Genomic DNA, 21015 nt, shown 5'->3' on the forward strand with positions numbered 1-21015 from the left:
TAGCGCCCTTGACAGAACGCACCCTTGCGTCATCAAATGTCACCAAACGACATCATCAGTGATCGGGGGATCGACATGAGGCGTCCATGGCTCACGCTCGGCGCACTTCTCACCACCGCAGCGGGGCTCCCGCACTGGCCCGTGTGGTGGTCCAGGCTCACAACGGCCATCCACGACGGCGACCTGACCGGCGTCGTGACCTGGGCAGCAGCACTTCTCGGCAGCGCGCTGCTCGCGTGGATCGGACTGGTCGGCGTCGTCGCCGTGGTCCATCTGCCGACCGCGCGGCGGCTGGCACCCACATGGCTGCTCACCCTCGCCATCGGCACAGGCGTCGCCACGACGGCAGTCGCGAGCGGTCATCCGCTCGACGGCGCGCCACTGCCGAACCGGGCCGTGGTCACGGAGGCACCGGCCGTCACGAATGCACCGACCTCCGTGCCCGCAGTGGAGCACGTGGTGGCGTCCGGCGACACCCTCTGGGCGATCGCCGCGGCCCATCTGCCCGCCGATGCGGACATGGCGGTCATCGGCGAATCGGTCGATCGCTGGCACGAGGAGAACCGGCAGACGATCGGCGATGACCCAGGGGTCATCCTGCCGGGACAGGTCCTGCGAGCCCCGGAGGTCCGATGATGCTGACGGCCACCGCCCTGCACCTGCGGCCCCAGCCGCTCGAACAGGATCAGATCGCTCTCCCCATCCCTCCGGCGCCCCCGGTCCTGCCGGTCGTCGTGGAACGGGGAGACAGCGGAGAACTGCGGCAGCGCGCCGCCCGATTCGCTCAGGCGGTCGCCGAGGTGCTGCACGGACATCGACCCGCACGCCAGCTGGGACCGTGGCTCGCCGCCGATGTCTACGACCAGCTGCTACTGCACCTCCGCGGCCGGCGGGCGGCACCCAGCCGGCACCGCGTGCGGGTGGCGTCCGTCCACGTCGAGATGATCCATCGGCGAGCGGCGGAGATCGCGGTCAGGCTGGTGCACGGCGGGCGCTCCACCGCGCTGGCGCTCCGACTGGACCTCGATCGCGACGCCCCGCACGGGCCGATCTGGCGCTGCACGGCCCTCACCTGGGCCTAGGCTGCGTCCACCCCTGGGCGGTGACTTACGCACCTCTCGCCACCCTGAAGCGGTGGGTTACGCACCCCTCCCGACGCGCGAGACGTGCGTAACCCACCGACCGCGCCCACGAGACGTGCGTAAGTCACCGCCCAGCGGAGGAGACAGTCGCTCATCACGAGCGGTGACATAGGCACCCCTCCCGACGCGCGAGACGTGCGTAACCCACCGACCGGGCCCACGAGAGGTGCGTAAGTCACCGCCCAGCAAAACGAGGGGTGCGTAAGTCACCGCCCGACGGGGGTCAGCGGTTGCGCTTGCGCGACTGCCGCTGCTGCTTGGACTTCTGCCGGGCCTTGGCCTTCTGCTTGGCCTGGCGGGACTTCTCCTCAGCGTCCTCGTCGTCAGCGGCTGCCTCGGCCTCGGCCGGCGTACCACCGCGGGTCGCGACCTCGCTGCCGTCCTCGGCCGGTGCCGAGTACTGCAACTGTGCGGGAGCCGCCGACTGGACGCCGAGGCCCTTGGCCTGCAGGGCCATCTGCTCGGAATCGGAGGTCGGCGCCTCCACCTGCACATCGACATTGAACAGATAGCCCACCGACTCCTCGGCGATGCCGTCCATCATGGCGTTGAACAGGTCGAAGCCCTCGCGCTGGTACTCGATGAGCGGATCGCGCTGAGAATAGGCACGCAAGCCGATACCCTCGCGCAGGTAGTCCATCTCGTAGAGATGCTCGCGCCACTTGCGATCGAGCACGCTGAGCACGACACGCCGCTCGAGCTCGCGCATGACCTTCTCACCGAGCTCGGCCTCACGCTCGGCGTAGGCCCGCTGAGCATCCTCGGCCACCCGCGCCTTGAGAGCTTCCCGGTCCAGCTTCTCGGCTCCGCCGCTCTCCTCGGCCAGCCGGTGCGGATCGATGGACACCGGGTACAGGGTCTTGAGAGCCGTCGTGAGCTGATCGAGATCCCAGTCATCGACCGGCCCCTCGGTGGCGCCGTCGACGTACGCGGCCGTCACATCGCTGACCATCTGGCTGATCCACGCCTGCAGGTCCTCGCCATCGAGCACCCGGCGGCGCTCGGCATAGACGACCTCGCGCTGGCGGCTCATGACATCGTCGTACTTGAGGATGTTCTTGCGGGTCTCGAAGTTCTGCGACTCGACCTGTGCCTGGGCCGAGGCGATCGCCCCGGTGACGCGCTTGTTCTCGATCGGCACGTCGTCGGGGATCTTCATGGTCTGCAGGATCCAGTTGACCCAGTCGGCCTTGAACAGCCGCATCAGGTCGTCCTCGAGCGAGAGGTAGAAGCGCGTCGAGCCGGGGTCGCCCTGACGCCCGGAACGGCCACGCAGCTGGTTGTCGATGCGGCGGGACTCGTGACGCTCGGTGCCGATGACGGCCAGTCCACCCGCCTCGCGCACCGCATCCTTCTCCTTGGCGACCTCGGCCTCGAAGTGCTCGACCATCGCCGGCCACTCGGCCTCGTACGCCTCGGAGTCCTCCAGCGGATCGAGGCCCTTCTTGCGCAGCGCCTGGTCGGCGAGGAACTCGGGGTTGCCGCCCAGCATGATGTCGGTACCACGGCCGGCCATGTTCGTGGCCACGGTCACCGCGCCGCGATGGCCCGCCTGAGCCACGACCGCGGCCTCGCTCTCGTGGTGCTTGGCGTTCAGTACCTTGTGCGGGATGTTGAGCTTGGTGAGCAATGCGCCGACCCGCTCGCTCTTGGCCACGCTGGTGGTGCCGATGAGCACAGGCTGCCCGGCGGCGTGGCGCTCGGCGATGTCCTCGGCCACCGCGTTGAACTTGGCCTCCTCGGTGCGATACACCAGGTCGGCGAGGTCGTCACGCCGTACCGGCTTGTTGGTGCGGATCGGCACGACCCCGAGCTCATAGGTCTTGTCGAACTCGGCCGCCTCCGTCATGGCGGTACCGGTCATGCCCGACAGCTTGTCGTAGAGCCGGAAGTAGTTCTGCAACGTGATGGAGGCGAGGGTCTGGTACTCCTCGCGGATCCGCACGTTCTCCTTGGCCTCGATGGCCTGGTGCAGACCCTCGTTGTAGCGGCGCCCGGCGAGCAGGCGGCCGGTGTGCTCGTCGACGATGAGCACCTCACCCTCGATGACGACGTAGTCCTTGTCGCGGCGGAACAGCTCCTTGGCCTTGATGGCGTTGTTCAGGAAGCTGATGAGCGGGGTGTTGACGGCGTCGTAGAGGTTGTCGATGCCGAGCTTGTCCTCGACGACGTCGATGGCCTTCTCCCCCACCGAGACGGTGCGCTTCTTCTCGTCGACCTCGTAGTGCTCGTCGATGCGCATGCCGTCGACCAGACGGGCGAACTCGGCGTACCACTTGACCTCGTCCTCGGTGGGACCGGAGATGATGAGCGGCGTGCGCGCCTCGTCGATGAGGATCGAGTCGACCTCGTCCACAATCGCGAAGTTGTGGCCCCGCTGGACGCAGTTCTCCAGCGAGTCGGCCATGTTGTCGCGCAGGTAGTCGAAGCCGAACTCGTTGTTGGTGCCGTAGGTGATGTCGGCGGCGTACTGCTCCTTGCGCTCCTTGGGCGTCTGCCCGGCGACGATCACGCCGACCGTGAGCCCGAGGAACTGGTAGATGCGGCCCATCCACTCCGCTTGGAACCGCGCCAGATAGTCGTTGACCGTGACGACGTGGACGCCATCGCCGGACAGCGCGTTGAGATAGGACGGAAGGGTCGCGACGAGGGTCTTGCCCTCACCGGTCTTCATCTCGGCGATGTTGCCGAGATGAAGCGCGGCACCGCCCATGACCTGGACATCGAAGTGACGTTGCCCCAGCACCCGCGAGGAGGCCTCCCGCACTGTGGCGAAGGCCTCGGGCAGCAGGTCGTCGAGCGTCTCACCGTCATCGAGCCGCTCGCGGAACTCCGCGGTCATCGCACGGAGCTCGTCGTCGGTCATCGCGGAGAAGTCGTCCTCGATCGCGTTGACCTGCTGGGCGATGGCCTCCAGGCGGCGGACGATCTTGCCTTCGCCCGCGCGGAGGATCTTGTCGATGATCTTCGGCACCTGGCCATCCTAGAGGTTGACGGTGGTGAGCCCAACGCTTTCGCCACGAAGCTCCGATGTGAGGGCTCCGGCGAGGTCGCCGCGCCGGGGCGCGCGGATGTCGTCCAGACCGAGCCAGGCGGACAGTGTGCGCAGTTCCTCGGCCAGCTGGAGGGCGACATCGGCGGGCGCGTCCGGCTCGGCCCACGCACCGATCACGTCGAGGAAGCCGGCCGCGCGGTCGGCCTTCAGGTCGACGCGTCCGGCGATACGATCGCCCAGCAGGAACGGCAGGACGTAGTAGCCGTACCGCCGTTTGGCCTCGGGCACGTAGATCTCGATGCGATAGCGGAAGTCGAAGATCTGCTCGGCCCGGGTGCGTTCGAAGACCAGCGGATCGAAGGGGCTGAGGAGGGCACGTGCCTCGACGCGCCGTGGCCGACGGGCCTCGGCGTGCAGATAGGCGGGGCGGTCCCACCCCTGCACCGCGATCGGCGAGAGGGTGCCGTCCTCGACCAGCTCCGCCACCGCTCGCTGCGTCGGCGCCGGAGCGGTCCGGAAATAGTCCCGTAGACAGGGTTCCGTCGCGACCCCGAGCGCGCGGGCAGCGTGCTCGACCAGTTCACGATGCGCGTCCGCGTGATCGAGGGCGGGACGGGCGTAGACATCGGCCGGGATGATCCGCTCGGTCAGGTCGTAGACCCGTTCGAAGGCCGAGTTGCGGCGAGCGGCGCTGATCTCGCCGATGAAGAACAGATACTCCAGCGCCTTCTTGGTCTCCGACCAGTTCCAGCCCCAGTGCGATCGGTCCCGCTCGACGGCGCCGTGCAGCAGTGCCTCGGTCTCACGCGCGGTGATCGGACCGTTCTCGCCGACGACGCGCAGGACCTGATCGACCAGTTCGGGGCGCTCCTCGGCCACCCTCGACATCGATCCCCACATCCCGCGCCGCTCGACCATGCGGTGGCGCATCGCGGGAAAGAGCCCGATATCGACATAGGTCGCGACGTGGGCCCAGTACTCGAAGACCCGGCGGGGTCGCCGTTCGGCGGCCCGAGCGAGCAGTTCCACGTCGTAGGGGCCCCTACGGGAGTACAGGGGCATGAAGTGCGCGCGCTGCAGGACGTTGACGGAGTCGATCTGGAAGAAACCGAGTCGGCGGACCGTCTCGGACAGGTGCCGCATCGTCACCGGCCCGGACGGGCGCGGGGCGGTGAAGCCCTGGGCGGCCAGCGCGATCCTCCGCGCCTGCGCCGTCGGCAGCGGACGGGGAGCCACGCGTCAGAGGACGTCGTCGATGAGTTTGCTGCGCACCGCGAACATCGCGGCCTCCATCCGCGACTTCATCTGGAGCTTCTCCAGGATATTGCGGATGTGGTTCTTGACGGTGTTCTCGCTGATGAACAGTTCTTGGGCGATATCGCGATTGCTCTTGCCGTGGGCGACGAGGCGCAGCACCTCCAGCTCACGCGGCGTGAGCGTGGTGGCCGGGGCGGCACCGCGCGACATGTGCACGAACTCCTCGAGCAGCTTGGTGGCCATGCTCGGGCTGATGAGCGACTGGCCGTTGGCCACCACGCGGACGGCCTCTCCGACCTGCTCATAGGTCGACCCGTCCTTCAGCAGGTATCCCGAGGCACCCGCCTTGACCGACTCGTAGAGGTCGGCCTCCTCGTCGCTCGCGGTGAGCATGATGATGCCGGTCGACGGCGCGATCTGCTTGATGGCCCCGCAGATCTCCACGCCGCTGCGGCCCGGCATGCGGACATCGAGCAGCACGACGTCGAAGGGCTCCTCGGCGATCCGCTCGAGCGCGGCGTCGCCGTCGTCGACGTCCTCGATCTCCAGATCCACATCGGAGCTGAGAACCATCGTCACTCCGCGACGGAACAGTTCTTGGTCGTCGACGAGCAGCACCCGGATGGCATCCGAGCGCGAGGGCGTCTCATCAGTGGGTTGGCTCACAGTCGCATCATGCCATTTCATCAGGGCGGTGCGGGGGCCGACGCGCGTTCGGCCCCCGCCCACATCAGCTTTCGTTGACGTCGAGGTGGATGACGCCGTAGTCGTAGCCGCGGCGTCGGTAGACCACCGAGGGCTGCATCGAGTCCTTCTCCATGAACAGGTAGAAGTCGTGACCGACGAGTTCCATCTCGTAGAGCGCCTGGTCGAGCGTCATGGGCGCGGTGTCGTGGGTCTTCTCGCGCACCACGAGCGGTCCATCGCCCTGGACCTCGATGGGGCTGGGGTCGCCGTCGCCCGCGGTGTCGGTCCCGCTGAGCTCGTCGAGCAGCGAGTCGGGGATGTCGGCCGTGGCCTCGGACAGCGAGGTCGGCCGCTGCTGGCCGCGGTGGACTCGCTGGCGGTCCACCGCCTTGCGCACCTGGCGTGCGAGGCGATCCATCGCCATGTCGAGTGCGGAGTGCTGGTCGCCGGAGACGGCCTCCGCGCGGACGATGGGTCCGCGCGAGTGAACGGAGATCTCGACCTTGGCCGCCGTCGCCGGGTCACGGGGGTTCTTCTCGTGCGTCACCACGACCTCGGTGCGGGTGATGCGTTGCCGAGGGTCGAACTTCTCGATCCTGTGGAGCTTCTCGGCCACGTGGTCTCGGAAACGATCCGAGATCTCGCTGTTACGACCCTTGACGACGATTTCCATGGGAGCCTCCTCGTTCGGACCGGACGAGCATCTTCGCCCTGTCTCGACGTTAGCCGCCCGCGGGCTCGTCCACCAGTGGGACACGATGCGGATGCGGCGGCGGGGTCGCCACCACGACGGCCGCACCCGCCACGTCGGCTCCCGCGCGCTCGAGCGCGGCGGCGACCGCGCGAAGGGTCGACCCCGTCGTGACGACATCGTCGACCACGAGCACCTCCCGCCCGCGAGGGGCCGGGCGCGCCGCGAACGCTCCCCGCGTGTTGCGGGCACGCTCGACGACCCCGAGCCGGCGCTGGTCGGCCGGCTGGCGGACCAGCCGGGCCAGCGGCGCGACCTCCGCTCGGACCCCGACACCGGCGAGCACGGCGGTTGCCTCGGCCGCCAGCTCGGCGACGAGCCAGCCTCCACGTCGCCGTCGCGAGCGCCGCGTGGCCGGGACCGGCACGAGCAAGGGCTCCGGCGCGCCGTGGAAGGCGACCGACGCGGCGAGCGCGTGCGCGGCCCAGCTCGCGGTCTGCGTGTGACCGATGTCCTTCCAGCGCCGCACGACGCGCTCGGCGGTGCCGCTGTAGGCAGCGGAGGCGACCACGGTCAGGGTGTCGGGCTCGAGAGGGACCACGGCGGGTTGCGGGCGGAGCAGACGGCGACAGGACGGGCACAGGCCGAGCGTCACCCGCCCGCAGCCGGGGCAGTCGGCGCCGATCACCAGATCGGCGAGCGCCGCACCCCACCCCACGCGCATCTGGTCATCATCCGAGCACCTCGGCGCGCTGTCGACCCGTCCCTGTGGACAACCCACGAAAGCTCGCGCGCGGACCGGCCGAGGCGGTGCGTCAGCGTCCATTCCCTACCAGCGAACGGACGCTCGCCCACCGCCAGTGACCGCGAACGGACGCCTACTCACCGCCCAGGGGATCGGGAGACGGGTCGGGACGGTCAGCCGATGGCGACGACCTCCTCGACGGGCACCTTCGTCCAGCCGCGAGGCGTCAGTACCCGCACATCGCCCCCCTCGTCGAGGACATACACCCGCGGATCGCTGTCGGTGGAGGTCGCGAGCGCCACCGGCTCGATCCGCGGCAGCAGCGTCGGCAACCCGGGCAGCGAGGGCGTGAGCCCCGAGCCGTCGATGCGCACCGAGTACACCTGTTCGCCCGCGGCGCCGTCGGCGAGCATCGCCAGGCGCGTGCCGGTGACCCACTGGATCGACCGCATCTGCGAGACCCCGGCCATTGCCACGGGCTCCGGCGCCCCCAGCCTCGTGCCCTCCTCCTCGACGACGGCACCGACCAGCACCCGGGCATCGCCGCCGGTACCGACCGTCACCGCATAGCGGGCCCCATCGGGAGATACCGCGAAGGAGGTCGTGTCCGGCGGCCAGTCGGGGGCCGCGACGTCCTCGACCTCGTCGTCGGTCACGAGCCGGACGCCGGCGGCATCCGCGGCCCAGACGCGACCGTCACGGTCGATCACCGGCGACAGGAAGCCTTCCTCGCTGGCGATCGTCCGGGGGTCGCCCGCGCCGAGGATCCGCATGGTCGTCCGCCCCGGATCGACGACCGCGCCGAGCTCGCTCGTGGCGGCGACCGCGACCGCGTCACCGATATCACTGACGCCCGCGATCGCGCGCTGGGAGTCGGCGTCCACACGTCGCAGCCGGCCGTCCGTGACCACCGCGACCCGCGGATCGCCCGCTGCCGGGGCGTAATCGCTGAAGCCGCTCGTTGACTGACGCACCTCTCCGCCGATCGCCAAGGCACCGTCAGAGCCGACGATGCGCACCGCGCCGACTCGCGGAGCCCCGCTCAACGTCCACGCCAGTTGGGCACCCAGCTGTGCGCGCTCCTCCGTCGACAGGTCGCGCAGTCCGATCGTGAACTCCACCTCGGCGACCCTGTCGGAGTCGATCGGCACGGACCGGCGTGTACGTTCCACCCCGGGGACCCTCGACTGGACCTCGGCGGCGATCGTGTCGTCAGGGCCCTGCGCCAAGCTGGTCAGCAGGCCGGTCGCCAGCTGATCGCCCACCACGCGGAACACCGGGTCAGGCACGACGCGGGTGCCGGACCCGTCCAGGAAGTAGATGTCGAAGGGCCGGAAGTAGTCCTCGAAGTGGCGTTGCGTCACCAGCGTCCCCGAGGGCGGGTCGGTGATGCGCCATTGACCGTCCTCGAGGATGAGATGCCACTCGAAATCGGCGCGGCCCTCCCCTGCCGCGAAGTGCCCCCGCCGGTCGAGGTCGGCGACGCTCTTCCAGCTCGACGCCACCACGGCGGTGCCCTCCGTTCCCGCGCGGGACTCCGAGAGGCGCGGCTCGCTGTAGACGACGGTCCGCTCGGACGGCCGCCACCCATCGGCCGCCTCGCTGGTCAGGAACTCGCTCGCGGTCGCGTAGCTGACCGGGTAGGCGAGCATCGCCTCCAGGTAGCCGCTGACGATCTGCTCGGGCGTCCCTCCGGGCGCCGGGCCGGCCGGGATGTAGCGGGCGGTGCTCTCGCCGAGCCCCTGATCACCCTCCACCTCGTGCACCGGTCCGGTCCTGGGGATGCCCGCGCAGCCGGCGGTGATGACCATCCCCAGCAGCACGGCCACGAGAAGACGCCGGCTCATCGGTCGAACACCGACGTCAGCGCCGCCTCCCGGACGACACAGCCCTCCTTGGGCAGCGTGAGGATGAACTCCGCCCCTTCACCGGGCTGTGACCACACGTCGAGGACCCCTCCGTGCAGTGCGGCGTCCTCGCGGGCGATCGCCAGCCCCAGACCGGTCCCGCCCTGGGTGCGGGCCGGATCGGCACGCCAGAAGCGGTCGAAGACCCGGCGCACCCCCTCAGGGTCCAGGCCGACGCCGTTGTCGCGGACCGAGAGGGAGACGACATCGTCGTTCTGCGCCACGATGATGTCGACCCGGTCGGCACCGCTGTACTTGGCCGCGTTCGCCGTGAGGTTGCGCACGATGCGATCCACGCGTCGCGGGTCGGCCGGGACGATGGCGGGCACCTCGTGGCCTCGTGGCGCCACCGCTATCCCGGCCCGGGCGAAGCTCTCGTCCTGCGACGCCGTCCAGGCGAAGTCGCTGAGGTCCACCCGGCTCAGCTCCAGTTGCGCGGCTCCGGCGTCGAAGCGGCTGAGATCGAGCAGGTCCGAGAGCAGGGACTCGAATCGTTCCAGCTCCGCGTGCAGGAGCTCAGCGGATCGCCGGCTCTGGGCGTCGAAGCGCCAGCGTCCGCTGTAGAGGATGTCGCCGGCCATCTGCACGGTGGTGAGCGGTGTCCGCAGCTCGTGCGAGACATCGGAGACGAACCGCTGCTGGACCCGCGAGAGATTCTCCAGGCGACGGATCTGGCTCTGCAGGCTCTCGGCCATCTGGTTGAAGGACTTGGTCAGGCGGGCGATGTCGTCCTTGCCGTGCACGTGCATGCGCTGTTCGAGATGCCCGGCGGCGAATCGCTCGGCCGTGCGTCGCGCGAGCCGCAGCGGGTCGACCACCTGGCGGGCGACGAGCCACGCCACGAAGCCGACCATGAGCACCATGACGCTGCCGCCCGCGAGCAATGCCCGCCCGACCAGGCCGAGGGTCTGCTGCTGCTCGCGCATCGAGAAGACGTAGAACAGCGCATAGCTGTCGCCGGATCCAGGGACGGCGAGCTGGCTGCCCACCACGACGGTGGGCGTCGGGCCCTGGCCCAACAGCGGCAGCTCCTCGTACTGCCAGGCCATCCCGGGGGCGGAACGGACACGCTCGACGAGCGAGGCGGGGAGATCGCTCAGCGCGATGGCCCCCGATGTCCTGACCGGGGCATCCTGTTCGTCCGCCGTGAGGGGTCCTTCGAGCACCAGCTCGTAGGTACGGCTCTCGCCCCGGGTCGCGGCCAGCCCGTCGACCAGTTGGGTGAGGGTCTGCGATTGCGCCGTGACATCGGCGTCGACGGAGGCGTCGAGCTCGGACTGCGCGAGATCGAAGCCGGCCCGCGCCTCCGCGACCGCGATGTCCTTACGGCTCTCGGCGAGGCCCTCGGCGATCGCGCCGAGCAGCGCCCAACCGGTGAGGATCACGATCGCCGAGGTGAGAACCAAGGTGCTGACGACGACACGGAAGCGGATCGATCGCCGCCAGAGCCCCAGGATCCGCGGGCGGGGAGCCACGCCCTATCCCTCGGTCGGGTCGATCGCCTGGTAGCCGACGCCGCGGACCGTCCGGATGATGCGGGGGTTGTCCGCATCGTCCTCGATCTTGGAACGCAACCGGGTCATGTGGACATTGACGAGCTTGGTATCGCCGGGGTGGTGGTAGCCCCACACCCGTTCGAGCAGCACCTCGCGCGTGAACACCTGCGACGGATCGCTCAGCAGGCAGGCCAGCAGGTCGAACTCCAAGGGGGTGAGCGGCAGGAGCTTGCCGGCCCGCGTGGCCTGGTGGGACACGGGGTCGACGCGGATGTCGCCGAACTCGATGGGCTGAGTGGCCGGACCGATGCGCCGGAGCCGGGCACGGATGCGCGCGACCAGCTCGACATTGCGGAAGGGCTTGGTGATGTAGTCGTCGGCCCCCGCCTCGAGTCCGGCGACGACATCGGGTGTGTCGGCCTTGGCCGTCAGCATGATGATCGGCACCTCGGAGGTCTGCCGGATCTGCTGGCACACACGCATGCCGTCCATGCCCGGGAGCATGAGATCGAGCAGCACGAGGTCCGGACGGAATCGCTCGAAAGCCGTCAGGACCTCGGTGCCGCTCGAGACGACCTCCGAGCGGAGGCCCTCACCGTCGAGGACGATGCCCAGCATCTCAGCCAGGGCGGGGTCGTCGTCGACGATGAGGACCCGGTCGCGCTTGGACCGGCGGAAGCTCCCGCTCGAGGTGGCCATCGTCAGTAGCGGTAGTGGTCCGACTTGTACGGACCGGCCACGTCGACGCCGAGGTAATCGGCCTGCTCCTTGCTCAGCTCGGTGAGCTCGACGCCGAGGGCGGCGAGGTGCAGGCGGGCGACCTCCTCGTCGAGGTGCTTGGGCAGCACGTGGACGCCCAGCTCGTACTGATCGGCCTTGGTGAACAGCTCGATCTGCGCCAGCACCTGGTTGGTGAAGGAGTTGCTCATCACGAAGGACGGGTGACCCGTGGCGTTGCCGAGGTTGAGCAGGCGCCCCTCGGACAGCACGATGATCACGCGGCCGTCGGGGAACGTCCAGGTGTGCACCTGGGGCTTGACCTCGCTCTTGACGATGCCGTCGACCTTCTCCAGGCCGGCCATGTCGATCTCGTTGTCGAAGTGGCCGATGTTGCCGACGATCGCCTGGTGCTTCATCTTCTCGAAGTGCTCGACGCGGATGACGTCGAAGTTGCCCGTCGTGGTGACGAAGATGTCGGCGATGTCGACGACCGACTCGAGCGTGGCGACCTGGTAGCCGTCCATGGCGGCCTGCAGCGCGCAGATCGGGTCGATCTCGGTGACGATGACCCGGGCGCCCTGGCCGCGCAGCGACTCGGCGCAGCCCTTGCCGACATCACCGTAGCCGCAGACGACCGCGACCTTGCCGCCGATGAGGACATCGGTGGCGCGGTTGATGCCGTCGATGAGCGAGTGGCGGCAGCCGTACTTGTTGTCGAACTTGCTCTTGGTGACCGAGTCGTTGACGTTGATGGCCGGGAAGAGCAGAGTGCCGTCCTTGAAACGCTCATACAGGCGCAGCACGCCGGTGGTGGTCTCCTCGGTGACCCCCTGGATGCTCGCGGCGATCTTGGTCCAGCGGCCCGGGTCGGCCTCGAGGGAGCGACCGAGGACCCGCAGGACCTCCTTGAACTCCGCGTTGTCGGTGGTGTCCGGCGAGGGGACGCTGCCGGCCTTCTCGAACTCGACGCCCTTGTGCAGCAGGAGCGTGGCGTCGCCGCCGTCGTCGAGGATCATGTTGGGCAGCTCGTCGCCGGGCCACACGAGGATCTGCTCGGCGAGGTCCCAGTACTCGGCGAGGGTCTCGCCCTTCCAGGCGAAGACCGGGACGCCCTGGGGATCCTCGGGGGTGCCGTCCTTGCCGACGACGACCGCGGCGGCGGCGTGATCCTGCGTGGAGAAGATATTGCAGCTGGCCCAGCGCACCTCGGCGCCGAGCTCGACGAGGGTCTCGATGAGCACCGCGGTCTGGATCGTCATGTGCAGCGATCCGGCGATCCGCGCACCGGCCAGCGGCTTGCTCGCGCCGTACCGCTCGCGCATGGCCATCAGGCCCGGCATCTCGTTCTCGGCGAGGGTGATCTCAGCGCGGCCGTAGTCGGCCAGTGACAGGTCTGCAACGCGGTAATCCATGATGGCCATCGTAACGAGAGGGCCCCACAGAAGAACAATCAGCGCATGCCTGGGGGCAGAGCCGGGGGAAGCAGCACCTGCGGGCGGATCGCGTCCATCGCGTCGAGTACCGCGTAGACCCGGTCGACGCCGTCGGCCGGGGCCTTGCCCCGCATCACCTGATCGTGCAGGAAGCCGAGACGCGTGGCGAGCCGCTGATACTCCTGGACCGTCTTCGCGCCGGGCTTGCCACGGTGGATCTTGGCGTAGGTGCGCGCCGCGCGGCGCCTGCTGAAGCTGACCAGGAAGGGCACTTCGGCCGGGTGCAGCCAACCGCGATAGGACGCGGCGTAGGAGAGCGACTTCCACAGCGTGGTCAGCTGGCCCTGCCGCAACACGATCGCGAGCACGCCGAGGCCCACCAGCAGGGCCGCGAGCACGAGGTAGACGAGCAGGAAACCGACTCCGCCGCCGATGACGAGCGATCCGTTCCACAGCGCGTGCAGCAGGATGCTGGCCAGCAGGCCGCCGATCATCAGCAGGATGCGGACGGTCCGGCTGCGGCGACCGACGGCGAGGCCCATCGCGATACCGATCGCCGAGGTGAACAGCGGATGCGCGAAGGGGCTGAAGAGCCCCCGCACGACGAAGGTGGCCGTGGCTCCACCCGGCCCGGCGAGCTGCTGCGGGCCGTCGCCGATCCCCAGATAGCTCACGGCGTAGTACCCGAGGTTCTCGACGGCGGCGAAGCCGATCGCGACGAGGCCGGACACGATGAGACCGTCGAGCACGCCGTCGATGATCCGGCGCGCACGCAGCAGGGTCAGCACGAGGAACGCACCCTTGGCGCTCTCCTCGACGATCGGGGCGACGACCGCGGTGAGCACCTCGTCGGAGACGTCCAGCCAGATCGAGGCGGCGGACTCCAATGCCAGCGAGATGGCGACCGCGACGACGGCACCCCAGACGAAGGCGGCGCCCTTGTAGCGGAAGGGCTCGGGCTCGACCCGGTCGAGCCACCAGTACGCCCACAGAACGAGGGGAAGCGGGAAGAGCGCGAAGACGACGGCGAGCGTGGCTCCGGGGACGTCGCCGGCCTGCGCGGCGAAGAACACCGCCGCCACCGCGCCGAGCACGGCGGTGATCCAGGTGAGCACCACCAGGACGAGACGTCCGCGCTGAGGTCGATAGCGCGAACGCGGCGCCGTCACGGGAGGGTAGACACTCACGCGCTCCACCCTAGGGTGTGAGGGAGACACCGGTGGCTCGAGCGTGCCGATCAGTGCCACCAGACGGACGATGGCAGGGGGTGATGACCATGGTCAAGCGGGCCGCGGCGCTGTTGGTCCTCGTCTCGCTCACGTGCCTGCTCGGATGTGTGACGGTGACGCAACGCGGGGGTGACGAGCCGGACCGACCCGAGCCGATCGCTCGCCAGATCGACGGAGATGTGGAGACCTGGGATCTGAGTGGCCCGCCGAGTGACGCCGCCTTCGGCATCGTCGCGGAGAGCTCGGCGGGGATCTACCGCACCGACGAGCCGCGGACGATCGTCCTGAGATTCTCCGATGACGAGCAGCTCCGGGTCGAGGCGCCGCTCATCTCCTTCTCGCGGTTCCGAGGTGCCGACGGCGACAACTTCACCGTCGGCATACGCGGCGCGACGGTGGAGCCCGAGGTGCTGGACGGGCAGTTGCGGAGCATCGTCGATCAGCTCGGATCCTCGCCCGATCTCGTCGCCGATTTCACAGCAGAGGTGAAGCAAGCACCGCCCGAGCAGACCGAGCGGATCGTGTTCTCCTCGCCGTCCGCGCAGTTCGGCGACCTGGAGATCGGCGTCCAGGCGAATCTCGCCCCGATCGCCGGCAGCGGACGGTTCGTCATCGGCGGCGCCTGGTCATGAACCGCCAGGCGGGAGCGCTCGCGCCTCGACGGCCGATCCGCGCCATCGACCGCGGCCGAGTGCGGTGCCGCCCTCATCACGGCGTCATCGGGACAGGGCGTCGTCGACCGGAGGCGGGGCGGCGCTACGCTGTTATCGCCTGGCCTCCGTAGCTCAGCTGGATAGAGCAAGAGCCTTCTAATCTCTAGGTCGCAGGTTCGAGTCCTGCCGGGGGCGCTCAGTGGCCGTAGCGTCCGCCTGTCGTCCATGAGGGTCCTTTGCGCACCCATCGCCCGCTGACGGGCCGGGCCGGAGGATCAGCGGTCCGGGCGAACGAGGCCATGTTCGTAGGCCAGGACGACGAGCTGGACCCGGTCGCGCACTCCGAGCTTGGTGAGCAGGCGCCCGACATGGGTCTTGACCGTCGCCTCCGAGAGGTAGAGCCGGGCACCGATCTCGGCGTTCGAGGCGCCGGTGGCCACCTCGAGGAGCACCTCACGCTCCCGCTCGGTGAGCCGGGCGAGTTCGGGGAGCGAGGCGCTCGAGCCCGGCAGCGAGGGCAGCACGTGATCGATCAGCCGCCGCGTCGAGCTCGGCGCCATGACCGAGTCGCCACGGTGGACGACCCTCACCGCTTCGGCCACCTGCTCGGCGCGTGAGCTCTTGACCAGGAAGCCGCTGGCGCCGGCCCGCAGGGCCGAGAAGACATGCTCGTCGAGATCGAAGGTCGTCAGCACGATCACCCTGGGCCCGTCGGGCAGCGCGCGGATCTGCTCGGTGGCGCCGATGCCGTCGAGCCCGGGCATGCGAACGTCCATCAGCACCACGTCGCACCGGACGCGCCGCACGGTCTCGACGGCATCGTGGCCGTCGGTCGCCTGTGCCACGACGCGCAGGTCGTCCTGGGAATCGATGATCATGGCGATCCCGTCGCGAACGAGATCTTGATCGTCGACGACCATCACACGAATCGGACTCATGTTCCCCTCCTCGTCGGGATGCGTGCGATGACGACGAATCCCCTCTCCCCCGCCGCGGCCTCGAGATCGCCGTCGAGGGCCTCGACGCGTTCACGCATGCCGGTGAGTCCGCGCCCAGGCGCCGGAGCGAGTCCCGGTCCGCCGTCGTCGCGGACCCGGACCTCCAGCGCACCGGCCGCCTCGACGAGGTCCACCTCGACCTCCGCCCCGGCGCCGACGTGCTTGAGCACATTGGTCAGCGCCTCTTGCACGACTCGGTAGGCGACCAAGCCGACCGACGGCTCGACCTCCGGGGGCGGCTCACCGGCATAGTGCGTGACCAGCCCGGCGCCTCGCGCGTTCTCGATCAATGCGCCGAGATCGGCGAGAGACGGCTGCGGAGCGCGCTCACCCGTATCGGGATCGAGCGCGTCCAGGAGCCCGCGCATGCCGCGCATCGCATCCTGTCCGGTGGTCGCGATGCGCTCCAGCGCGGGCGCTACGACCTCCCGGTCCCGGGCCATCATCATCCGGGCGCCCTCCGCCTGGCTGACCATCACCGCGAGCGAATGCGAGACGACGTCGTGCAGCTCGCGGGCGATGCGCTGCCGCTCCTCCTGACGTGCCCGGTCGGCCAGCGCCGCCTGATACTGGCCGCGCAGATACCGTAGACGTCCGAGCTGCCAGGGCACCGCGACGACGGCGACGACCGTCAGCAGCACCAGCGAACGCCACACGACCGCCCCGAGTTCGACCAGCGACGCCACCTCGACACTCCACAGCCGCGCCGTCGTCAGCACCGCCCCTACAGCTCCGATCGCGAGGGCGCGCAGAGCGTCGACGGCCGGCCGCGCGGCTGCGACGGAGTACATCAGCACGCAGAATACGAGGGAGCTCGGGACGAGCACGAGCGGGACGGCCGTGCCGTACGCGGCCCGGATCGCGGTCCCGTCGGCGTCCGGGACGGCGACGAGTGCCAGCATCGCCCCGCAGGCGGCCAGGAAAGCGCCGCGCGGCAGGAGGCGGCGCAGCGCTACGGACAGATGCACGAGACCCAGAGTCCCGATGGCCACGGCGCGAACGGCGGGCGGCCATTCGGACGAGACGACGACGTCGACGCTCGCGGGCAGCAGCACACCGGCCAGCACGACCGCGAGCAGGCCGTCGGCGATCCACGGCCGTGGCCGGGTCCACGCCTCCAGCGAGGCGACGCCACGGGATTCGTCCATCTGGTCATCGTAGGAGACGCGCCGGTCGCGGAAGTCGCTCTCGAGGATGACCCTCACGCGACTCGCGGACGATGCCCGGACGGGCTCGCTCCGAGGAGGCTGGCCGCATGAACACACTGATGACCGAATCCACCGAGCGGCCACCGTCCGCTCGCATCACCGCGCTACGCGAGGGCGCACTGGTCCTGACCGTCCTCGCCTGCCTGCCGTACCTCGTCCTCAAGACTGCCTGGATCTTCGGCAGCCACATCGGCATCCCGGCCGACAGCGCGCTGCTGGGACACGAGGGCACGATGCGCGCAGCGAACGGACTGACCGTCCTCATGGACGTCACCGCCGTCATCCTCGCCTTCGCGCTGGCCCGGCCGTGGGGCCACCGCATCCCCGCCTGGCTGATCGCCGGCCCCCTATGGGTCGCGACCGGTCTGCTGGCTCCCATCGTCGTGGCCTTCCCGCTGCAGTCCCTGGTCGGGTCGTCGGAGGCCTCGGCCGCGCCGGACTTCCTCGAGCCGTGGGTCTTCACCGTCGTCTATGGCGGCTTCTGCCTCCAGGCGCTCGGACTCGGGACGCTGCTCGTGCTGCACGCCGTGCGCCGATGGGGCTATCTGTGGCGCGGAACGGTCCGGCAGCTGCCGGCGCCCTCCCCCGCCGCGAGGCTGTCCGTGATCGGCGCCGCGGTGGTCGGCCTGCTGTCCTTCCTCACCCACGCTGGGTGGGCGAGCGGGGCCCATTGGTTCCGGCTGGAGGCCGCCACCGATGCGCAGACACTCGTCGTCCACGGCGTGAACGCCGGGCTCGTGGTGCTGGCCTTCGCGGGAGCCTTCGTGCTCGTCTTCCGGAGTGTCCGGCGGCTCGCTGCTTGGGTCCCGCTGGCCGCCGCGTGGATCGGGTCGTCGGCGGTCGGCTGCTGGGGCGCGTGGATGCTGCTGACCTCCGCTCTCACCGGACCGGTGGCGCAGGACCAGGCACCGGCCAGGCTGGTCGCCGTCTTCGCCGTGGCGGCCATCGCGGGCGCGATGCTGCTGGTCACCGGCGCCCACCTGTTCGCCGACTGGGCGAGGGCGCGTGATCGCCGCGGTGAGATCAGGGGACCGGGCGAAGCCCGATGACCGTCGAGTCGCCCGCCTGGCGCCGCACCGTCATGGTGCTGGCGTACGCGGCGTCAGGAGCCGCTCGGATCGCAGTCGATGACGCCTTTGGCCTGGGCGACCCGGAGCACCGAGCGGTCGACCTGCTCGGCATCGAGGTCTCCGGCGTCCAGGGCGGCCTCCAGATGGTCGAGCACCTCGGGCACCTCGTCCGTGGACAGCCAGAGGGCGATGTCGTTGCCCGCGGCGAGAGCGAGCTCGACGGCCTCGGGCACCGGGTGGCGGTCGGTGATGGCCTTCATGCCGCTCAGATCGTCGGTGAAGACCACGCCGTCGTGTCCGGTCCATCGTCCGCCGTCGCCCGAGCGGAGCACGTCGATGACCTGAGGACTGAGACTCGCGGGCTCCCCCGCCGGGCTCAGGCCGGGGACCTCGAGATGTCCCGTCATGACGCCGAGCGGCAGCGCGCCGACCATCTGCTGGTAGGGCAGGAACTCGTCCTCGCGCAGGGACTCCAGCGGCGGCGTGGTGGCGAGCCCGCTGTGTGAGTCGCCGCTCGCGCGCCCGTGGCCGGGGAAGTGTTTGATCACCGGGAGCACACCGGCATCGTCGAGGCCTTCGGCGAAGGCCGTGGCGTAGGTCGTGACAGTCTCCGGATCGTCGCTATAGGAGCGATCGCCGATCACTCCCCCGTCCGGCTGTCCGGAGACGTCGACGACGGGAGCGAAGTCGACGGTGATGCCGAGACCGGCCAGTTGTTCGCCACGCTCTCGACCGAGGGCTCGCACCTCGTCGGGGTCCATCGTCCGCGCGCTCTCGCGAGCCGAAGGGATGGCACCGAACAGGTCGGCGACGCGGGACACGCGACCGCCCTCCTCGTCGATCGCGACCATGACCGGGACGTCGCTGGCGGCCTGCATCTCACCGATGCGCTCGTCGTCGAGGAAGGAGACATCGGTCCAGCCGCCGATGAAGACGCCACCGACATGGTGGTCGCTGACCACCCTGACCGCGTCCTCGGTTCCGCGGACGCCCACCATCAGCAGCTGCGCGAGCCGGTCGCGATCGCTCAGCCCCTCCAGGTAGTCCTCCCCGCACGGTTCCGGCGCGCTGCTGGGAGCCGGCTCGTCCTCCGCCTCCGGGGACGAGCCGGGATCGCAGGCGGTGAGCGGCAGGAGGGTCACCAGCGGCACGACGAGTGCCGCCACGAACCTGCGTGTCCCCATGTCATCGAGCATGCCAGAGCCTCAGCTGAGCACCACCGCCGCGCGCGACGGCGCCCCGGCTCGGCGAGCCGGGGCGCCGTCGGATGCGAGGCGACGAGTGCGCTCAGTCGTTGCCGATGGCCGCGAGGATGCCCGCCATGCTGCGGTCCTCGAGGGGCTCGCCGTCGATGAGGATGGTCGGCGTACCGCTCACACCGTGCTCGGACTGGCCGAAGGACTGCGCCTCCTTGACCCACTCGCCGAAGTTCTGCGTGCGGACGCAGGACTCGTCGACGGTCACGCCGGCATCCTCGAGCCATCCGGTGATCTCGGCATCCGAGGGACCGGCGCCGCCTTCGCCGGGCTGGTTGGCGAACAGCGCGTCGTGGGCGGCGTTGAAGTCCTCGAGACCGCCCTCGTCGAGCGCGCACATCGCGATATTGGTGGCGCGCAGCGAGTACTCGTTGGTGCTGCCGCCCATCTGGTCGAGGAAGGAGTAGGGCTGGTAGACGAGCTGGATGTCGCCGCTGTCGGCGAGCTGGCGGATCTGCTGGCCGTTGGCGGCCTCGAACTGGCCGCACGCGGGGCAGAGGAAGTCCTCGTACAGCTGCACGACCGGCGCGTCCTCGGGGGGCTCGGAGCCGTCCGCGGGCTGGTACACGATGCCGTAGTCGTCGGTGGTGTTGGCCGGTTGGACGACCTCGGTCTGGCGCTCGTTCTTGTCGCGCTCGTTCATGATCGCCCAGCCGCCGATGCCGACGAGCACCACGACCACGGCGACGATCGCCACGGAGATGATGTTGCGCTGACGGCGTTCGGCCTTCTCACGCTCCTTGCGCATCTGTTCGGCACGTGCGGCGCGGTTCTTGCGGTCGTTCGTCACTCTCGGCTCCTCAGTCGACAAGTCCGCCGAAAGCCTAGCGAGTCACTCCGAGGCGATCGGATGATCATCCGACGTAAGGTGTCCGGGTGAACGAACGACTGGTGTGGATCGACTGTGAGATGACCGGCCTATCGCTGGAGCACGATGCTCTCATCGAGGTGGCGGCCCTGGTGACCGACTATGACCTCGAGGTGCTCGGGGAGGGCGTGGATCTTGTGATCAAGCCTCCTCAGGAGGCATTGGAGCAGATGAACGAGGTCGTCACGCAGATGCACACCACGTCGGGCCTGCTGACCGAGCTCGATGCCGGCATCTCACTGCGCGAGGCCGAGGAGCAGGTCCTGGAGTACGTGCGCGCGTACATCCCCGAGCCGCGCAAGGCGCCGCTGGCCGGTAACTCGATCGGCACGGACCGCGGCTTCATCGCCCGGGACATGCACGAGCTGGAGGAGCATCTGCACTACCGAGTGGTCGACGTGTCGAGCATCAAGGAGCTGGCTCGCCACTGGTTCCCGCGGGCCTATTTCGCGGCCCCGGAGAAGGGCGGCAACCACCGTGCTCTCGCCGATATCCGCGAGAGCATCGACGAGCTGCGCTACTACCGCCAGGCCGTCTTCACGCCCTCCCCGGGGATCGACTCGGAGTCGGCCCGCGCCATCGCCGCGGAGATCACCGAGAAGGCCACCCCCTCCGAGACCGCCTGAGGCACTCTGCGCTAGGATTGCTCTCGCTGTTCAC

Annotated in this window: 19 protein-coding genes and 1 tRNA gene; 6 read left to right on the plus strand and 14 right to left on the minus strand. The window is 69.5% G+C overall.

Translation table 11 applies throughout. The annotated features are described in order from the left end of the window. Window positions 1–75: 75 nt before the first annotated feature. Window positions 76–636, plus strand: coding sequence for a LysM peptidoglycan-binding domain-containing protein (locus tag JL108_RS14100; RefSeq protein WP_205198863.1), 561 nt, complete (start codon window positions 76–78; stop codon window positions 634–636). Beyond that, window positions 633–1082, plus strand: a complete 450-nt coding sequence (locus tag JL108_RS14105) for an Rv3235 family protein (RefSeq protein WP_143913352.1) — start codon at window positions 633–635, stop codon at window positions 1080–1082. Before JL108_RS14100 ends, JL108_RS14105 begins: the two co-directional genes overlap by 4 nt. Window positions 1083–1365: 283 nt before the next feature. On the opposite strand, the gene secA is transcribed toward JL108_RS14105, so the two are convergent. The 10 genes from secA to JL108_RS14155 form a co-directional block, all read right to left on the minus strand. Next, entirely contained in the window at window positions 1366–4104 is a 2739-nt protein-coding gene (secA, locus tag JL108_RS14110) for a preprotein translocase subunit SecA (protein ID WP_205198971.1), read from the minus strand. Between the two features lie 21 nt (window positions 4105–4125). Continuing rightward, on the minus strand, window positions 4126–5373 hold the full coding sequence (locus JL108_RS14115; RefSeq protein ID WP_307837275.1) for a DNA glycosylase AlkZ-like family protein: 1248 nt from the start codon (window positions 5371–5373) through the stop codon (window positions 4126–4128). A 3-nt stretch (window positions 5374–5376) separates the two neighbouring features. Continuing rightward, a complete protein-coding gene (locus tag JL108_RS14120; RefSeq protein ID WP_246065147.1) occupies window positions 5377–6060 on the minus strand; it encodes a response regulator transcription factor in 684 nt (227 codons plus the stop codon). Window positions 6061–6124: 64 nt separating this feature from the next. Further along, the gene (gene hpf / locus JL108_RS14125; protein WP_205198864.1) at window positions 6125–6754 is read right to left on the minus strand and encodes a ribosome hibernation-promoting factor, HPF/YfiA family; all 630 of its coding nucleotides are present in this window, start codon (window positions 6752–6754) and stop codon (window positions 6125–6127) included. Window positions 6755–6803: 49 nt separating this feature from the next. Then, a complete protein-coding gene (locus tag JL108_RS14130) occupies window positions 6804–7496 on the minus strand; it encodes a phosphoribosyltransferase family protein (protein ID WP_205198865.1) in 693 nt (230 codons plus the stop codon). A 194-nt stretch (window positions 7497–7690) separates the two neighbouring features. Next, window positions 7691–9364, minus strand: coding sequence for a GerMN domain-containing protein (locus JL108_RS14135; protein ID WP_205198866.1), 1674 nt, complete (start codon window positions 9362–9364; stop codon window positions 7691–7693). Further along, window positions 9361–10899: an MtrAB system histidine kinase MtrB gene (mtrB, locus tag JL108_RS14140; protein WP_205198867.1), complete on the minus strand. Its 1539-nt coding sequence runs from the start codon at window positions 10897–10899 to the stop codon at window positions 9361–9363. Before mtrB ends, JL108_RS14135 begins: the two co-directional genes overlap by 4 nt. Window positions 10900–10902: 3 nt before the next feature. Beyond that, on the minus strand, window positions 10903–11619 hold the full coding sequence (gene mtrA / locus JL108_RS14145; protein WP_205198868.1) for an MtrAB system response regulator MtrA: 717 nt from the start codon (window positions 11617–11619) through the stop codon (window positions 10903–10905). A gap of 2 nt (window positions 11620–11621) precedes the next feature. Continuing rightward, window positions 11622–13052 carry an adenosylhomocysteinase gene (ahcY, locus tag JL108_RS14150; protein WP_205198869.1) on the minus strand — a complete coding sequence of 477 codons (1431 nt, stop codon included), beginning with the start codon at window positions 13050–13052 and terminating at the stop codon, window positions 11622–11624. A 38-nt stretch (window positions 13053–13090) separates the two neighbouring features. Further along, complete coding sequence (locus JL108_RS14155) at window positions 13091–14260, minus strand: PrsW family intramembrane metalloprotease (protein WP_205198870.1); 1170 nt, start codon at window positions 14258–14260, stop codon at window positions 13091–13093. Window positions 14261–14349: 89 nt separating this feature from the next. On the opposite strand from JL108_RS14155, the gene JL108_RS14160 reads away from it, so the two are divergent. Further along, complete coding sequence (locus JL108_RS14160) at window positions 14350–14934, plus strand: hypothetical protein (protein ID WP_205198871.1); 585 nt, start codon at window positions 14350–14352, stop codon at window positions 14932–14934. A gap of 142 nt (window positions 14935–15076) precedes the next feature. Then, window positions 15077–15150 (plus strand) — tRNA-Arg (locus tag JL108_RS14165). 80 nt (window positions 15151–15230) lie between these two features. Here JL108_RS14165 and JL108_RS14170 read toward each other — a convergent pair. Both JL108_RS14170 and JL108_RS14175 read right to left on the minus strand, forming a co-directional pair. Next, window positions 15231–15893: a response regulator transcription factor gene (locus JL108_RS14170; RefSeq protein ID WP_205198872.1), complete on the minus strand. Its 663-nt coding sequence runs from the start codon at window positions 15891–15893 to the stop codon at window positions 15231–15233. Continuing rightward, window positions 15890–17101 carry a sensor histidine kinase gene (locus JL108_RS14175; RefSeq protein ID WP_205198873.1) on the minus strand — a complete coding sequence of 404 codons (1212 nt, stop codon included), beginning with the start codon at window positions 17099–17101 and terminating at the stop codon, window positions 15890–15892. The genes JL108_RS14170 and JL108_RS14175 overlap by 4 nt, the downstream gene beginning before the upstream one ends. Window positions 17102–17208: 107 nt before the next feature. On the opposite strand from JL108_RS14175, the gene JL108_RS14180 reads away from it, so the two are divergent. Beyond that, window positions 17209–18210: a hypothetical protein gene (locus JL108_RS14180; protein WP_205198874.1), complete on the plus strand. Its 1002-nt coding sequence runs from the start codon at window positions 17209–17211 to the stop codon at window positions 18208–18210. Window positions 18211–18263: 53 nt separating this feature from the next. Here JL108_RS14180 and JL108_RS14185 read toward each other — a convergent pair whose 3' ends face one another. Then, window positions 18264–19415 carry a glycoside hydrolase family 3 protein gene (locus JL108_RS14185; RefSeq protein ID WP_205198875.1) on the minus strand — a complete coding sequence of 384 codons (1152 nt, stop codon included), beginning with the start codon at window positions 19413–19415 and terminating at the stop codon, window positions 18264–18266. 103 nt (window positions 19416–19518) lie between these two features. Next, window positions 19519–20277, minus strand: coding sequence for a thioredoxin domain-containing protein (locus JL108_RS14190; protein WP_205198876.1), 759 nt, complete (start codon window positions 20275–20277; stop codon window positions 19519–19521). An 86-nt stretch (window positions 20278–20363) separates the two neighbouring features. Here JL108_RS14190 and orn point away from each other — a divergent pair, with 86 nt between their 5' ends. Next, window positions 20364–20981 (plus strand): oligoribonuclease, encoded by a 618-nt coding sequence (gene orn, locus JL108_RS14195; protein ID WP_205198877.1) that lies wholly within the window; start codon window positions 20364–20366, stop codon window positions 20979–20981. The last annotated feature ends 34 nt before the right edge of the window (window positions 20982–21015 follow it).

It is taken from the genome of Aeromicrobium sp. YIM 150415, from assembly GCF_016918125.1.
Classification (GTDB): domain Bacteria; phylum Actinomycetota; class Actinomycetes; order Propionibacteriales; family Nocardioidaceae; genus Aeromicrobium; species Aeromicrobium piscarium.

What these genes read in the sequence shown, in the direction of transcription:
- JL108_RS14100 (WP_205198863.1), top strand. Translation starts at nt 76, where the DNA reads ATGAGGCGTCCATGGCTCACGCTCGGCGCACTTCTCACCACCGCAGCG.
- JL108_RS14105 (WP_143913352.1), top strand. Translation starts at nt 633, where the DNA reads ATGATGCTGACGGCCACCGCCCTGCACCTGCGGCCCCAGCCGCTCGAA.
- hpf (WP_205198864.1), bottom strand. Translation starts at nt 6,754, where the DNA reads ATGGAAATCGTCGTCAAGGGTCGTAACAGCGAGATCTCGGATCGTTTC.
- JL108_RS14130 (WP_205198865.1), bottom strand. Translation starts at nt 7,496, where the DNA reads ATGCGCGTGGGGTGGGGTGCGGCGCTCGCCGATCTGGTGATCGGCGCC.
- JL108_RS14135 (WP_205198866.1), bottom strand. Translation starts at nt 9,364, where the DNA reads ATGAGCCGGCGTCTTCTCGTGGCCGTGCTGCTGGGGATGGTCATCACC.
- mtrA (WP_205198868.1), bottom strand. Translation starts at nt 11,619, where the DNA reads ATGGCCACCTCGAGCGGGAGCTTCCGCCGGTCCAAGCGCGACCGGGTC.
- ahcY (WP_205198869.1), bottom strand. Translation starts at nt 13,052, where the DNA reads ATGGATTACCGCGTTGCAGACCTGTCACTGGCCGACTACGGCCGCGCT.
- JL108_RS14160 (WP_205198871.1), top strand. Translation starts at nt 14,350, where the DNA reads ATGGTCAAGCGGGCCGCGGCGCTGTTGGTCCTCGTCTCGCTCACGTGC.
- JL108_RS14170 (WP_205198872.1), bottom strand. Translation starts at nt 15,893, where the DNA reads ATGAGTCCGATTCGTGTGATGGTCGTCGACGATCAAGATCTCGTTCGC.
- JL108_RS14175 (WP_205198873.1), bottom strand. Translation starts at nt 17,101, where the DNA reads ATGGACGAATCCCGTGGCGTCGCCTCGCTGGAGGCGTGGACCCGGCCA.
- JL108_RS14180 (WP_205198874.1), top strand. Translation starts at nt 17,209, where the DNA reads ATGAACACACTGATGACCGAATCCACCGAGCGGCCACCGTCCGCTCGC.
- JL108_RS14185 (WP_205198875.1), bottom strand. Translation starts at nt 19,415, where the DNA reads ATGGGGACACGCAGGTTCGTGGCGGCACTCGTCGTGCCGCTGGTGACC.